Raw genomic sequence first — 15280 nt, 5'->3', positions numbered from 1 at the left:
AAACCCTTTAAATAAAGAACAAAAACATAAGCTGAATTATACTTGTAAGTGCAAGTAAATAAAATTGCAAAAAATCTCATATAAAAATTTCATGATGCTAAGTTTATTTTAGAAAAAACAAAGCAAGGAGTTTTTATATGGGTTACAAACATCTTGGCATATATGAAAGAATTTATATTGAGAATCAATTGAAGTTTAAAGTAAAAATTAGTGAAATAGCTAAAAATCTTAATCGAAGTATTAGTACTATTATTCGAGAAGTCAATAGAAATAAAGATAGTAATCATTATTTTTCATTAATTGCACAAAATAAAGCAGAAAACAGAAAACAATCACATGTTTATTTTCATAAGTTTAAAAATAGAGAATTAGTAAAATATGTACAACAAAAATTACTATTAGGTTGATCGCCTGAACAAATTTATGGCAGAATTAAAAATTTTCATAAAGAATGAATTATTAGTTTTAAAACAATTTACAATTGAATTTATTCTGGATTACTTGAAAAAGTTACTAATAAAAATTTAAGAAGAAAAGGTAAGAAACGAAAATCTCAAGAAAATCGCGGTAAATTTAATGGTAAATCAATTAAAGAACGAAATATTAATGTTAATAATCGTATAACTGTTGGTCATTGAGAAGGTGATACTGTAGTATCATCACGAGGTAAAAGTAAATCATGTTTAATAACTTTAGTTGAAAGAACATCAAGATTTACTTTAGCAATGTTAGTTGAAAATAGAACTACTAAAGTTGTTAACGAAAACATTAGCCATTATTTATCAATTCTTCTAAATAATCTTGTTAAGACTATAACATTTGATAGGGGTAAAGAATTTTCTAATTGACAACAACTTGAAAAAAATTTAAATGTGAAAATTTATTTTGCTAATGCGTATTCGCCTTGACAAAGAGGTACTAATGAAAATACTAATGGTTTAATTAGAGAAAAATTTCCTAAAAAATTTAATTTTTCAAATACTACTAAAAATGCAGTTCATAAATTTATATTGTCTTTAAACCAAAGACCAAGAAAAATACTAAATTATCTTTCACCAATCGAATATTTGGTTAGAAAAATAATTTAGTTGCACTTAACTTTACAATTTGGCGAATAATTAATAAATTTTTTATTATTAAGTTGAATTAATTTTCAATAATTTAAATAAATCTTGCTAAATTTTTATAAAGAAAGTAAAATGAAAAAAGGAGTTTAAGATAAGAACTATAGAAATGAGAGGAAAAACGAGTGATAAATAGTTTAGGAAAGACTAAAGGACTGCGTTGATTATTGACAATGGTTTTGCCAGTTATCTTTGTTACTAGTTGTAGTAGTCGTTATAGTGTGTCATCTTTTAAAATGATTGCTAATAATCCTTTAAAGGCTCAAGATGGTGGTTTTAACCAAGCGGCTTGAGAAGGGATGTTAAAAGTAGATTCTAATTTAAATGAAGCGTTAGATGTTTTATATCCTGATACTCAAGATGATCCTAATATGATTACTCCAGCAATTACAAAAACTATTGATAATGGTTATCTAGCTGTCATACTCCCAGGGTTTACATATGGTAAAACTGTTCTTCAACCTAATTTTTTTGATGTATATGATAATACATATTTTTTAACGGTTGATCTTACTGTATATGAAATGATTAAATCATTAAATACCAAAGTGGTTGATAAATATTATGAAATTTCAGTTGACGAATCAAAACCAGGATTTGCGGCAGCAATTGATGTTGCGGGACAAATTTTACAGCGTTTTAAGGTTGATAAAGATAATATGGGATTACCAGTTATTAAAAATGGTGGTAATATTACTGTAAAAATGACCGGTATTGGAGGATTAAATATTCCGGCGATTAAAAACTATATGATTGGTTTTAATAAAGGTTTAAGATGATTTAGTGATAATATTTTAGCTAATGATATTGATGCTAAGGATGGTAAGTTACGATTTGAGTGATTTGCAGGAACTTTTAATGGTGGTTTTGGAACAAATGATGCTATTAAGGCTGCTCAAACTAATACTAATAATGCTATTAATAATAATGTTGGTGTTATTTTTAATATTTCTGTTCCTGAAGGAAATACAATTTTAAAACAAATATTGGCAGCTAATTCTAATACTTGATTTATTGGCGTTGATGTTGATCAAGCGAATGATAAGAATTTGGCAGGATATAAACATTTAATTAAGTCATCAGCTTTAAAAGATATTTCTTTTGCTGTTAAAACTGTATTGGATGCGATTAATTATCGTATTAAAAATAATAATGCTATTGATGATAAAAATGAGTATTCAACTCCGGGAACTAAATCATTTATTTGAGAAGAAACCAAGCAAGTTTCTTTAGTGCCAATGAATGGTAAAGATTTTGATAATTTTTATACTGAAAGAGTTGGTAGCGATAAATTAGTTGCTTTAAAAAAAGCATTGGCCATTAGTATTGAAGATTTAAGGAAATGTAATGAAACAGATATGTTAGAAGATATCGCTAATGAAAGTGTTTGTGAAAAAGCAAAGTGATAAGGTAGGATATAATTAAATGCATAATGAAATAAAGAATAAAAAAGCTGTGGAATTAATTAAAGTTTCTAAGATTTATTCTAATGGTGTTGTTGCTAACAAAAATATTAATTTAGATCTTAAGTATGGTGAAATTCATGCGATTTTAGGTGAAAATGGTGCTGGTAAATCTACTTTGATGAAAACACTTTTTGGTTTGCATCAACCAACTTCTGGAGTTATTAAAATTGATGGTGAAGTGATGCAAATTACTTCCCCTAATATTGCTACTGATTTAGGTATTGGGATGGTACATCAACATTTTCAATTAATTAATAATTTTTCGGTTTTAGATAATATTATTCTTGGTTATGAGTTAAAAGATAAAGCAAAAATTAATCAATTAAATTATTTCTTTTCTATTTATATAAGTTATATTGATAAAATTGAATTAGCAAAAATTGCAAAAATTAAAGGTGATTTTTTTAATTATAAGAAACATAAATATGAAGCTAAAATTTTCCATAAAGCTAAAAAAATAGATTTTAAAGTTGCAAAAAAAATAAAAAAAATTAATGATTGATATCATAAAGAACAAAATAAGAAACTTAATGCTCAGCAAGTTAAAGATTTAGAACATAAATATCAAGAACTTCTTGAAAAATTTAATTTATTTAATAAAACAATGGCATATAAATTAGAAAAATTGGAATATAAATTAACTGATATTATTATTGCTTTAAAAAATAAATATAATAATCGTGTTAAAAATAATGCTGATACAGAAACAATTATTTGTAGTAAAATTAATCAACTTAAAAAAAGAATGAATTTTTATCGTAGTTTTTTATATCGGATGAAAAGAAAATGACAAACAAGGTTTTGATTAAATTCTCGTGAAGCTAATAAAAGAATAGAACAAATTTGTGAGAAAATGAATTTTAAAATTAATTTAAAAGAAAAAGTTAATAATATTTCTGTTTATGACCAACAAAAAGTAGAAATTTTAAAAGTGTTATATCGTGATGCGAAAATATTAATTTTAGATGAACCTACAGCAGTTTTAACACCTCAGGAAATAGATGATTTGATGAAAATGCTTTTAGAATTTAAATCTCAAGGTAAAGCGGTTCTTATTATTACTCATAAATTAAATGAAATTAAAGCAATTGCTGATCGTTGTACAATAATTAGACAAGGTGAGTATATTGATACGGTTAATGTTAAAAAAACATCAGTTGATAAATTAGCTGAAAAAATGGTTGGAAGAAAAATAAGTTTTTCTTTAAAGAAAAAACCTGTTAAATTAGGCAAAAAATTATTAGTTCTTAAAAATATTAATACTTTAAGTAAAACTAAGGTTAAGGTATTAAAAAATTTTAGTTTAACAATTAATCGTGGTGAAATTTTAGGTATTGCTGGGATTGAAGGCAATGGTCAAGAAGATATTGTTAATATTATTTGTCGTCATTTAAATCCTGTTAGTGGTGAAGTAATGTTATTTGATGAGTTAGATGTTGTTAATAAAATTACTAATAAATTAAAACAAATTAAAGAAAAAGAAGCAATATTAAAATATAGTAATATTAAAGTTGGTCAGAAAATACAATGAGAGTATAATTTATTACGATTAGATACTAAAGATACATATAATTTAGGAATTCATCATATTCCTGCTGATCGTCAAAAGCAAGGTTTAGTTTTAGATATGAGTTTATGAGAAAATATTTCGTTGCGTGATCAATTTAATCATAAATATACTAATTATGGATTATTAAATCTTGCTAAAATTAAAGAGAAAACGCAAGAAATAATTAATAACTTTGATGTTCGCGGAGCTAAAAGTGTTCAAAATAAAGTTAAAGAATTATCTGGTGGTAATCAACAAAAAGTAATTATTGGACGAGAATTATCAGAAGGTCCAAAGTTAATTATTGCTGAACAACCAACACGAGGTTTAGATGTTGGTGCCATTGAATATATTTATGAATCGTTATTAAAACAAAGAGATCAAGGTAATGCTGTGCTTTTAATTTCATATGAATTAGATGAAGTAATAAATTTATCTGATCGAATTATTACTATTAATAATGGTAAAAATATGGGTGAAGTTAAAGCGAATGATGTTACTAAAGAGAAATTAGGTTTAATGATGGCGGGGGTGAATTTTAAAGATGAGTAAATATAAAAAAATATTTTTTCCCATATTATCAGTTACGATAGTTTTTATTATTGGATTTTTACTTTTATTAATTAGTAATGATCCATTAGCGACATATAAAATTAGTGATTTACTATGAGGTAATTTTCGTAGTAAAAATGCATTTTTAGATTTTTTAGGATATTTTTCTGTTTATGGTTTAGTAGGAATTGCTGTTGCAATTGGATTTAGAGGTGGGATATTTAATATTGGTGTTTCAGGACAAATGATGTTTGCTGGGGTGATGTCTTATATTGCTTTGAGTTGAGGGAATTGAGGGAATGCTGATGCCTTAAATCCTTTCTTTGTCTTTCTAATTTGTATATTATCAGCAATGGTACTAGGATTACTTACGGCATTATTAAAAGTTTATGGTAATATTCATGAAGTTGTTACAACGATAATGTTAAATTGAGCAGCTTTATATTTTTATCAATTTGTTTTAGAAAGTGGGTCTGCTCTTGAAACTAATGGAGCATCAATTGGCTTTCCTAGTCATTTATTAATAAATTTAAATTTAAAGGAAATTGTTACTTCGCCTTTTAATATAGGTATTTTTATTACAATAATTTTAATTGCTGGTTTTTGATTTATTTTTAAATTTACTAATTTAGGATATAAAATTAAAATTAGTGGTAGTAATCCTTTAGCTACAAAGTATGCTGGCGTTAAGTATAATAAAATTGTAATTTATACAATGTTAATTTCTTCATGTGTTGCTGGAATTGCTGGTTTTGTTTATTACTATGGTATGGTACGGTTTTTACCAGTACAATCTATTCCATTGAATATTGGGTTTGATGGTATTACTGTGGCGTTATTAGCAAATAATAGTTTTATTGGTATTATTTTCTCAGCATTATTTGTTAGTGCTGTGTATGCTCAAAAAGTTGTTATGTCAGGTAATAAAGAAATTGTTGAGACAATTATTGTTATTGCTTTATTATCAATTGCTTTAGGAACATATTTTTTAGTTAAACCAAAATCAAAAATAACAAAGTGATATTTACAATTAATGGCTACAAGACAACTGAGATTATCATATAGTTATCATGGAATTAATAGGTGGTATTTAAAGTTTTTACGATTTAAAGATTTTATTCAACTTGAAATTTATTATCTTTTAAATAAAATTGATATTTATTATGAATATTTTGAAGCTCATAGTAGAAATTGATTAAAATTTATTTTTATGAGAAATCAAGCATTATATTTATCGCAAAAGTTATGAATTAATGTTAATAAAGAAATGAATATTATTGAATATTGAAAAGAATATCAAAAAATATCAGAACAAAAAATTAATTTTGCAAAGCAATTTTTTAAAGAAGATAAAACAAAAATTAAAAAATTGAATACTAAAGAAAATAAAATTATTTATTTAACAAAAAAAATTATTTTAATTAAACAAAAAGTAATTTTAAAATTGCATAATAATAATATGACATTAGTAATTGATGTATATGAAAACAGTTATGAAGTAAAAGAAAAAAAAATCTTAGACTTAAAGAAAATAATTAATAATTCTAATCTTTCATTGTTTCAAAGTTGATATTATAAATTACAATTGCAAAAACTGACAAAATCACAATTAAGAAATGCATCACAATTTATTAGTAAGAAGACTTTAATTGAAGAAATAACGAAGGAGGTAAAGAAAGATGCTTAATTCAGTTTTTGGAACTTCTTTAATAAGTGGATTACCTTTAATTAGTATTTTTATGATTACTGCTATTGCCGCTTTAATTTCTGAGCGAGCAGGTGTAATTAATATTGGTTTGGAAGGACAGATGGTATTTGCTGGTTTTGGTTATTCATTAATTACTTATCGTCATTATGATATTAATAATTTAAATAATCATTGTTTAGCAGTAATAGCAATTATTGTTGGTATTCTTTTTGGAATGATAATATCGTTGCTACATTCACTAATGGTGTTAAAATTTAAAATTAATCATATTATTTCTGGGACAGTTGTTAATGTTGGTGGACCTGCCATTGCAGCGATGGGAGCAACATTATTAAATAATCGTGCTAATATTTCAAGTAATATTCAATATATTCCTTGAAAAATAGATAGTTTAATTTTTTATCCGTTTATTATTTTAATTATTGTAATTGCTATTATTTGTTTATTAGTTTTTAGTAAGTTTGGTTTGCGTTTAAAATCAGTTGGTGAAAATCCTTGAGCTAGTGAATCTGTTGGGATTAATGCCACTCGTTATAAATTTGTTGCAATTACAATTTCTGGAGCTTTGGCTGGATTAAGTGGTTCATTATATGTGATAACCCAAAATATTTTTATGCCAACAGCAGGAGGATATGGTTTTATTGCAATTGCAATTATGATTCTTGCGCGTTGAAATGGATGGTTTATTATGTTAAGTTCATTTATTTTAGGATATGTAATTCAGTTAACATATGAGGTTGTTGCTGTTCCTAATATTACTAAACATATTAATTCCCAATTGTTAAAATCATTAATTTACTTGTCACCATTAGTATCATTATTAATTTTTCGGTTTATTTATAATAAAAAAATTACTGGTGCACCAAGTGCTTTAGGAATAAGTTATTCAGTGGATAGTTGTTAGTCTTTGATAAATAATTATTAATTTTAAAAAATGGTATAATAACGATATTAAAATATAAAAAGGAGTAAAAGAATGACACCACATATTAGTGCTAAAAAAGAGGACATTGCAACAATAGTTTTAATGCCAGGAGATCCAATTAGGGCAAAATATATTGCAACAAATTATTTGCAAGATGTGCAATTAGTAAATAGTGTTCGTAATATGTTAATGTTTACAGGGATGTATGAAGGGAAAAGAATAACTATTGCTGGTAGTGGTATGGGTTGCCCTTCAATTGGCATTTACTCATATGAATTATTTAAATTTTATGATGTTGATGTAATTATTAGAATTGGAAGCGTAGGTGCGTATGATGAAAAGTTAAAACTGTATGATGTTATTAATGTAAGTTCGGTGTATGGTGAAAATAATTATGCTAAGATTATTGGAGCAACAGATGATGATATTATCGAAACTAATCCTAATATTTATGAATTAATTAATAAAACAGCAAGTGATAAAAATATTAACATCATATCTGGAAGGGTGCATTGTTCTGATGTTTTTTATCGTAAAAATTTTGAAGAATATAAAAGATTTTTAAGTGAAAAACAAACTATTGCTGTAGAAATGGAAACTTTTGCATTATTTGCTAATGCAAAAGTGTTAAATAAGCAAGCGGGATGTATTTTAACTGTATCAGATTCATTAATAACAAAAGAAGCTACTACGAGTGAAGAACGCGAACAATCATTTGATAAGATGATGATGTTAGCTTTAAAAACAGCAGTTAATTTTTATAAACAAGATGTTTAAAGAAAAAGGGGAATTTTTACAAAGAGAGGTTTCTCAAGCTAATGGATAAAAATAATATTGATAGTTTTTTAATTTTAGTTAAAACCAATGTTTCTATTGATCAAATCGTTAAGCCTTTTGTTAAAAAAATAGATAAACAAACTTTGCATAAAATTAAATGACTTTATATTTCAGAACATAAAATTAATGATGAATCTTATTTAACTATTGCTTTAAATGAGTTTACTTTTGATGTTATTAAAAAGTTAAAAAAGTGTGATTGGATTTTAGTTCATAAATATATTTTAAAAGATAAATTCCATAATGAAAATTATAAGGTTGTTAGTTGTGAAATGGGATTTTATAAATATAAATTAATTAATACCGTATATCATTGTCAGCGTTTAGATGAACAAACTTCAATTGATAGTAATTTATGGAAAATATTAAGTGAAAAAAACCAACAAATTTTGATTGAATTTTTAGTTGCTTTACGAAAAAAAAGAAAAATGGATTTTTTCATTTTAAATGATATATTTAGTAATACAACAGAAAAGGAAATTGCTAATCATGTTTGTGAACAGGCTAATAGTTATAAGAAACATTATCAGTTATTACGAATTGGGCAAGATATTATTGCTTGCTTAGGGAGATTAAAAAATATTATTGATTTTTATATTGAGGATGGTAGTATTAATTTTGCTTTGAAAGATAATGAAATTATTAATGAAAAAGTATTAAATGAATTAGAAATTGTTAAAAAAACAAAAACTAAGGTTAAAAATCTTACAAGTCTTTTTATAAATCATGATATGGAAGCACTTTATCAAATAATGAAAAAGATTATTCGTGATAATCCATGTTCATTATATGTGAGTTCAGGATAATAGATAGATAGTAAAAATCATTCTCATATGAGAATGATTTTTACTTTTTAGGAACTTCTTTTAATCGATTATTAATTATTTGTCAAGTTAATCTTGCAATCATTGCGGCATTATCAGTACAATATTTGTTATTAGGAAGAACAACTGTGGTATTTTTTGTTGCTAAGCTTTCAATCTTAGTTCGTAAGAGACTATTAGCAGCAACGCCACCGACCACTGTTATCATTTTTGGATGATATTTTTTTATTGCCATTGTTAATTTTTTAATTAAAATATTAGTTGCTTGTTCTTGAAAAGAACAAGCAATATCTTCTTTTCTAAATTCTAATTGGCGAGTGTTTAATTTTCTAATTAAATTTGCTACTGCAGATTTTAAACCACTAAATGAAAAGTCAAAACTGTTATCATTTTTTCCTAATGGAAGTTCAAAAATATTTTGTCCTTTTTTTGCTATTTTATCAATTATTGGTCCACCTGGATATTCAAGTTCTAATAATCTTGCTACTTTATCATAAGCTTCACCGACAGCATCATCATAAGTTTCTCCTAAAATATGAAAATCAAGATGTTTTTTCATTAAAACTAATTGGGTATGGCCACCGGATACTACTAAGATTATTAAGGGAAACTTAAATTCATTATTAATGGCAGCACTATAAATGTGACCTTCGATGTGATTACAAGCAATGAGTGGTTTTTTTAACATTAATGATATTGTTTGGGCACAAACTTTACCAATATGAAGTGAACCACTTAATCCAGGATGGTCAGTATAACCAATGTAGTCAATATCACGATATTGTATTTGTGCTTGTTTAATTGCTTCTTTTAAAACATAACTAATTTTGGAAATATGAAGTCTTGAAGCAATTTCAGGAACAACTCCGCCATATTGTTGGTGTTTAGCTATTTGTGAGAAAATAATATTGCTTTTAACTTTCTTATCTTTATATATTGATATTGATGTTTCATCACAACTTGTTTCAATAGCTAAGATGGTCATATTTTTTCTCCTTAATTAATAACAATAATTGAATTACTTATTTCGTTAATATTGGGTAATGATTTATTATTTGTAATAAATATATCACATTCCTTTAAATTCGCATATTTAATAAAACCAATTGTGTTGATACTATCATTTTCAGCAATAATAATTTTGATATTAGAAAAAAACCAGTTAGTATCTTTCGTCCTTATTTACAAGTTATTTATGGCACTTTAAAATCGGTAAGCGAATACGAACAATGACGATTAACTCTGATTAATGCTAAAAATGATAAAAAAGGTCGCAAAATCAAGTATCGTAGCATTCCGGAATTAGACATTTATTTCTTTAAATTGAAAATTCCGATGTCAATTTTAAACCTTTATGATAATAAATATTTATCATTCTTGCGTGAATTAAGTAATCGTGCTTTGAATGATAATTATCAACATAAATTTTGAAATGATAATGTAATGGATATTGAAGCATTAGAATATTTAAAAATGGAAAAATTCAGTAAGATACTTACTAAGTTAAAAAATAATCTAAATAAGAAAAATAACCGTTAATTCCGTTTTTAGTAGTGATAGTTATTTAGACATTAATTAAATAAAGCTTTATTTAATATTTTTGTTTCATTATTAGTGTAATTCCAATAACAATAATAATTTAGAAAAAATTGCCATCGGTGTAAAACCAAATAAAAACTTAAATATATTATATATAAGAGTTCAAGCACCTTCTAAAAATTTTAAACAAGCTTCTTCGGTGGTCGGACTATTTATTATATTTCACCTCCTTTCTAATATTGTCGCTACTAAAAACGGAATCAACCACAACATTATTTTACTCTATGAAAGGAACAATAAAAAATGGAAAACTTAGAAAAAAATGGCTAGTTTAATTGGCGATATGTTTTATAAAGTTTTTGATTTAATTTGAACTTTAACTATGCTGAATTATACTTGTAAGTGCAAGTAAATAAAATTGCAAAAAATCTCATATAAAAATTTCATGATGCTAAGTTTATTTTAGAAAAAACAAAGCAAGGAGTTTTTATATGGGTTACAAACATCTTGACATATATGAAAGAATTTATATTGAGAATCAATTGAAGTTTAAAGTAAAAATTAGTGAAATAGCTAAAAATCTTAATCGAAGTATTAGTACTATTATTCGAGAAGTCAATAGAAATAAAGATAGTAATCATTATTTTTCATTAATTGCACAAAATAAAGCAGAAAACAGAAAACAATCACATGTTTATTTTCATAAGTTTAAAAATAGAGAATTAGTAAAATATGTACAACAAAAATTACTATTAGGTTGATCGCCTGAACAAATTTATGGCAGAATTAAAAATTTTCATAAAGAATGAATTATTAGTTTTAAAACAATTTACAATTGAATTTATTCTGGATTACTTGAAAAAGTTACTAATAAAAATTTAAGAAGAAAAGGTAAGAAACGAAAATCTCAAGAAAATCGCGGTAAATTTAATGGTAAATCAATTAAAGAACGAAATATTAATGTTAATAATCGTATAACTGTTGGTCATTGAGAAGGTGATACTGTAGTATCATCACGAGGTAAAAGTAAATCATGTTTAATAACTTTAGTTGAAAGAACATCAAGATTTACTTTAGCAATGTTAGTTGAAAATAGAACTACTAAAGTTGTTAACGAAAACATTAGCCATTATTTATCAATTCTTCCAAATAATCTTGTTAAGACTATAACATTTGATAGGGGTAAAGAATTTTCTAATTGACAACAACTTGAAAAAAATTTAAATGTGAAAATTTATTTTGCTAATGCGTATTCGCCTTGACAAAGAGGTACTAATGAAAATACTAATGGTTTAATTAGAGAAAAATTTCCTAAAAAATTTAATTTTTCAAATACTACTAAAAATGCAGTTCATAAATTTATATTGTCTTTAAACCAAAGACCAAGAAAAATACTAAATTATCTTTCACCAATCGAATATTTGGTTAGAAAAATAATTTAGTTGCACTTAACTTTACAATTTGGCTATTAGAACTTTATTAAAATATTCTAAACCCTCACGCACATAGGCTCATAAACCTAAAAAGTCATTTAAAGCAAAAATAGAAAAAACAGCAACAAGAATAAATAATATTATTTTTTTAAACATTTTAAATACCTACCTCTTTATTCGCCGTCCATGTTGGTTAACTCACGGTCTGTTTTTAGGACTATTATCACTAAATTTCTTAATTGGACCACTAGATGAATTTTTCTTAGTTCCTCAATTAGCAACTGATTTTCGATATTTTTTACGAAAACCAACTTTTGGTCGTTCAATATGAATACCTAAAATACCAACAATTACAAGATTTATCACAAGCATAATTAGTGGAAAAATAATAATGCGAATATATCTGTTCCCAGAATAGCCAAATTGTAAAGTTAAGTGCAACTAAATTATTTTTCTAACCAAATATTCGATTGGTGAAAGATAATTTAGTATTTTTCTTGGTCTTTGGTTTAAAGACAATATAAATTTATGAACTGCATTTTTAGTAGTATTTGAAAAATTAAATTTTTTAGGAAATTTTTCTCTAATTAAACCATTAGTATTTTCATTAGTACCTCTTTGTCAAGGCGAATACGCATTAGCAAAATAAATTTTCACATTTAAATTTTTTTCAAGTTGTTGTCAATTAGAAAATTCTTTACCCCTATCAAATGTTATAGTCTTAACAAGATTATTTGGAAGAATTGATAAATAATGGCTAATGTTTTCGTTAACAACTTTAGTAGTTCTATTTTCAACTAACATTGCTAAAGTAAATCTTGATGTTCTTTCAACTAAAGTTATTAAACATGATTTACTTTTACCTCGTGATGATACTACAGTATCACCTTCTCAATGACCAACAGTTATACGATTATTAACATTAATATTTCGTTCTTTAATTGATTTACCATTAAATTTACCGCGATTTTCTTGAGATTTTCGTTTCTTACCTTTTCTTCTTAAATTTTTATTAGTAACTTTTTCAAGTAATCCAGAATAAATTCAATTGTAAATTGTTTTAAAACTAATAATTCATTCTTTATGAAAATTTTTAATTCTGCCATAAATTTGTTCAGGCGATCAACCTAATAGTAATTTTTGTTGTACATATTTTACTAATTCTCTATTTTTAAACTTATGAAAATAAACATGTGATTGTTTTCTGTTTTCTGCTTTATTTTGTGCAATTAATGAAAAATAATGATTACTATCTTTATTTCTATTGACTTCTCGAATAATAGTACTAATACTTCGATTAAGATTTTTAGCTATTTCACTAATTTTTACTTTAAACTTCAATTGATTCTCAATATAAATTCTTTCATATATGCCAAGATGTTTGTAACCCATATAAAAACTCCTTGCTTTGTTTTTTCTAAAATAAACTTAGCATCATGAAATTTTTATATAAGATTTTTTGCAATTTTATTTACTTGCACTTACAAGTATAATTCAGCAATAATATTAAAATTTTAGATTTGTTTAAACCAATGATTAGATTATTTTCTCAACATCCGATTTTCCAAATTTTAGGAACGACTTGCATTTTATCAACAATATATTTAATTTTATCTACTATTTTGATAATATTATTTCCTAGGTGAAGTACAAATGTTAGATAAATACAAAAACGAAAATGAATTTTATAGTCTAATAGGCATAAAATATAAAACTTTCATGAAAATGGTTGAAATTTTAAAAGAAACTGAAGCTAAACAAAAACAAATTGGTGGTAGACCAAATAAATTATCAATAGAGCAAAGATTACTTATGACTTTAGAATACTGAAAAGAATATAGTACATATCGTATTATTGCAAAAAAATATAATAGACTTGGTACATAACCCTCAATTTTATCTACTATTTTGATAATATTATTTTCTAGGTGAAGTACAAATGTTAGATAAATATAAAGATGAAAGTGAATTTTATAGTTTGGTAGGTGCAAAATGTTATAGTTATGTACCAAGTCTAATGAAAAAGAGTTTTAAGGTGTGATGAGATGCATAAGATTATTTCTTGATTTATTGTAATGTTTATTGGTTTAGTTCCTTTGGATGCCTTCTTTGATACAAAACAACCACCAAAACTCAATATGGAACAATTCCTTTATGAAACGAGAAAAACGAGCTACAAACCCCAGGTCAATGTGGAGATAGTTGTGAATTAGAGTTTGCTAGTGTTAAGAATAGTGGTTTAATTATAATCCCTAATGTAAAAAGTGTTATGATTGATTTTACTAAAAGTGATATTTTATTACCTTATTTTCCATTACCACAAAAACAATTTTATTTGTATAGTTCAGAATTTACTAATCTTTATAACAAAAATGGTGTTTATAAAAAAATAGACTTCTTGCATTACTTATTTATTAAACAAAATTCCTATAAAATATATTTAAAATAGAAATTATAAGGAATTTAAGATTATGAAATTTGATAAATTTAATTTTATTAATGATAAAGAATTATTACGATTAACTGGAATAAAGCAAAGTACTTTTAATAAAATGTTAAATATTTTAAAAGAAGCTGAGTTAAAAAAGTTTAAAAGAGGTGGTAAAAATAATAAATTATCATTAGAAAATAGATTATTGATGACTTTATCATATTGACGAGAATATCGTACTTATTTTCATCTTGGTAAAAGTTTTGATATTAGTGAAGCTAGTTGTTATCGAAATATCAAGTGAATTGAAGATATTTTAATCAAACATCCTGATTTTCAACAACTTGCTGGTAAAAAAGCATTAATAAATGATTATTTTAATGATAAAACAATTATTATTGATGCTACAGAAACACCCATTCAACGCCCAAAAAAAGACAAAAACAATCTTATTCAGGAAAAAAGAAAAAACACACTATTAAAACACAAGTAATTATTGAAAAAGAAAGCAAAATAATTATTGCAACAAATTTTTCTCTCGGTAAAAAGCATGATTTTTGTTTATTTAAAGAATCAAAAATCCCAATTTTAAAAAATACTAAATTAATAGTTGATAATGGTTATCAAGGAATACAAAAAATTCATAGTAATGTTCTAATACCTAAGAAAAAAACAAAGAAAAACCCTTTAAATAAAGAACAAAAACATAATAATAAATTAATTTCAAAAATGAGAATTATTATTGAAAATATTTTTGCTATTCTTAAAAAATTTAAAATTATTACTGAAAAATATCGTAATCGTAGAAAACGATTTAGTTTAAGATTTAATTTAATTGCTTCAATTTATAATTTGCAATTATAGATAACATAAAATATTTATTTAAAATTAA

17 protein-coding genes are annotated in these 15280 nt (G+C 24.9%); 13 read left to right on the top strand and 4 right to left on the bottom strand.

What is annotated here, in order from left to right:
- The first annotated feature begins 137 nt into the window (after window positions 1–137).
- The 7 genes from AAHJ00_RS06205 (at window position 138) to AAHJ00_RS06175 (ending at window position 8967) form a co-directional block, all read left to right on the top strand.
- On the top strand, window positions 138–1088 hold the full coding sequence (locus AAHJ00_RS06205; protein ID WP_342223822.1) for an IS30 family transposase: 951 nt from the start codon (window positions 138–140) through the stop codon (window positions 1086–1088).
- Between the two features lie 161 nt (window positions 1089–1249).
- Window positions 1250–2533: a hypothetical protein gene (locus AAHJ00_RS06200; protein ID WP_342223821.1), complete on the top strand. Its 1284-nt coding sequence runs from the start codon at window positions 1250–1252 to the stop codon at window positions 2531–2533.
- A gap of 16 nt (window positions 2534–2549) precedes the next feature.
- A complete protein-coding gene (locus tag AAHJ00_RS06195; RefSeq protein WP_342223820.1) occupies window positions 2550–4691 on the top strand; it encodes an ATP-binding cassette domain-containing protein in 2142 nt (713 codons plus the stop codon).
- Window positions 4684–6378 (top strand): ABC transporter permease, encoded by a 1695-nt coding sequence (locus AAHJ00_RS06190; protein WP_342223819.1) that lies wholly within the window; start codon window positions 4684–4686, stop codon window positions 6376–6378. The genes AAHJ00_RS06195 and AAHJ00_RS06190 overlap by 8 nt, the downstream gene beginning before the upstream one ends.
- Complete coding sequence (locus AAHJ00_RS06185) at window positions 6371–7303, top strand: ABC transporter permease (RefSeq protein WP_342223818.1); 933 nt, start codon at window positions 6371–6373, stop codon at window positions 7301–7303. The genes AAHJ00_RS06190 and AAHJ00_RS06185 overlap by 8 nt, the downstream gene beginning before the upstream one ends.
- Before the next feature lie 72 nt (window positions 7304–7375).
- Window positions 7376–8101 carry a purine-nucleoside phosphorylase gene (deoD, locus tag AAHJ00_RS06180; RefSeq protein ID WP_342223817.1) on the top strand — a complete coding sequence of 242 codons (726 nt, stop codon included), beginning with the start codon at window positions 7376–7378 and terminating at the stop codon, window positions 8099–8101.
- 41 nt (window positions 8102–8142) lie between these two features.
- Window positions 8143–8967 carry a hypothetical protein gene (locus AAHJ00_RS06175; protein ID WP_342223816.1) on the top strand — a complete coding sequence of 275 codons (825 nt, stop codon included), beginning with the start codon at window positions 8143–8145 and terminating at the stop codon, window positions 8965–8967.
- A 40-nt stretch (window positions 8968–9007) separates the two neighbouring features.
- On the opposite strand, the gene tsaD is transcribed toward AAHJ00_RS06175, so the two are convergent.
- Window positions 9008–9970 (bottom strand): tRNA (adenosine(37)-N6)-threonylcarbamoyltransferase complex transferase subunit TsaD, encoded by a 963-nt coding sequence (gene tsaD / locus AAHJ00_RS06170; protein ID WP_342223815.1) that lies wholly within the window; start codon window positions 9968–9970, stop codon window positions 9008–9010.
- A gap of 350 nt (window positions 9971–10320) precedes the next feature.
- On the opposite strand from tsaD, the gene AAHJ00_RS06165 reads away from it, so the two are divergent.
- Together AAHJ00_RS06165 and AAHJ00_RS06160 are read left to right on the top strand one after the other, a co-directional pair.
- Entirely contained in the window at window positions 10321–10524 is a 204-nt protein-coding gene (locus AAHJ00_RS06165) for a hypothetical protein (RefSeq protein WP_342223814.1), read from the top strand.
- A gap of 491 nt (window positions 10525–11015) precedes the next feature.
- Window positions 11016–11966 (top strand): IS30 family transposase, encoded by a 951-nt coding sequence (locus tag AAHJ00_RS06160; RefSeq protein WP_342223813.1) that lies wholly within the window; start codon window positions 11016–11018, stop codon window positions 11964–11966.
- A gap of 12 nt (window positions 11967–11978) precedes the next feature.
- Here AAHJ00_RS06160 and AAHJ00_RS06155 read toward each other — a convergent pair whose 3' ends face one another.
- The 3 genes from AAHJ00_RS06155 to AAHJ00_RS06145 form a co-directional block, all read right to left on the bottom strand.
- Window positions 11979–12113 carry a hypothetical protein gene (locus tag AAHJ00_RS06155; protein WP_342223812.1) on the bottom strand — a complete coding sequence of 45 codons (135 nt, stop codon included), beginning with the start codon at window positions 12111–12113 and terminating at the stop codon, window positions 11979–11981.
- A 9-nt stretch (window positions 12114–12122) separates the two neighbouring features.
- Window positions 12123–12329, bottom strand: coding sequence for a hypothetical protein (locus AAHJ00_RS06150; RefSeq protein ID WP_342223811.1), 207 nt, complete (start codon window positions 12327–12329; stop codon window positions 12123–12125).
- Window positions 12330–12398: 69 nt separating this feature from the next.
- A complete protein-coding gene (locus AAHJ00_RS06145) occupies window positions 12399–13349 on the bottom strand; it encodes an IS30 family transposase (RefSeq protein ID WP_342223478.1) in 951 nt (316 codons plus the stop codon).
- A gap of 261 nt (window positions 13350–13610) precedes the next feature.
- Here AAHJ00_RS06145 and AAHJ00_RS06140 point away from each other — a divergent pair, with 261 nt between their 5' ends.
- The 4 genes from AAHJ00_RS06140 (at window position 13611) to AAHJ00_RS06125 (ending at window position 15252) form a co-directional block, all read left to right on the top strand.
- A complete protein-coding gene (locus tag AAHJ00_RS06140; RefSeq protein WP_342223810.1) occupies window positions 13611–13844 on the top strand; it encodes a transposase family protein in 234 nt (77 codons plus the stop codon).
- Window positions 13845–14002: 158 nt separating this feature from the next.
- On the top strand, window positions 14003–14170 hold the full coding sequence (locus AAHJ00_RS06135) for a hypothetical protein (RefSeq protein ID WP_342223809.1): 168 nt from the start codon (window positions 14003–14005) through the stop codon (window positions 14168–14170).
- Between the two features lie 56 nt (window positions 14171–14226).
- The gene (locus AAHJ00_RS06130; RefSeq protein ID WP_342223808.1) at window positions 14227–14406 is read left to right on the top strand and encodes a hypothetical protein; all 180 of its coding nucleotides are present in this window, start codon (window positions 14227–14229) and stop codon (window positions 14404–14406) included.
- 22 nt (window positions 14407–14428) lie between these two features.
- Window positions 14429–15252 (top strand): IS5 family transposase gene (locus AAHJ00_RS06125; RefSeq protein WP_342223477.1). Its coding sequence is split into 2 segments (ribosomal slippage): window positions 14429–14825 and window positions 14825–15252, totalling 825 coding nucleotides; the frame shifts between segments, so codons are not numbered across the junction.
- The last annotated feature ends 28 nt before the right edge of the window (window positions 15253–15280 follow it).

It is taken from the genome of Spiroplasma endosymbiont of Asaphidion curtum (assembly GCF_964031085.1).
Classification (GTDB): domain Bacteria; phylum Bacillota_I; class Bacilli_A; order Mycoplasmatales; family Nriv7; genus Nriv7.
The sequence above is the reverse complement of the archived record's forward strand: the minus strand, read 5'-3'. Positions and strand labels throughout refer to the sequence as shown.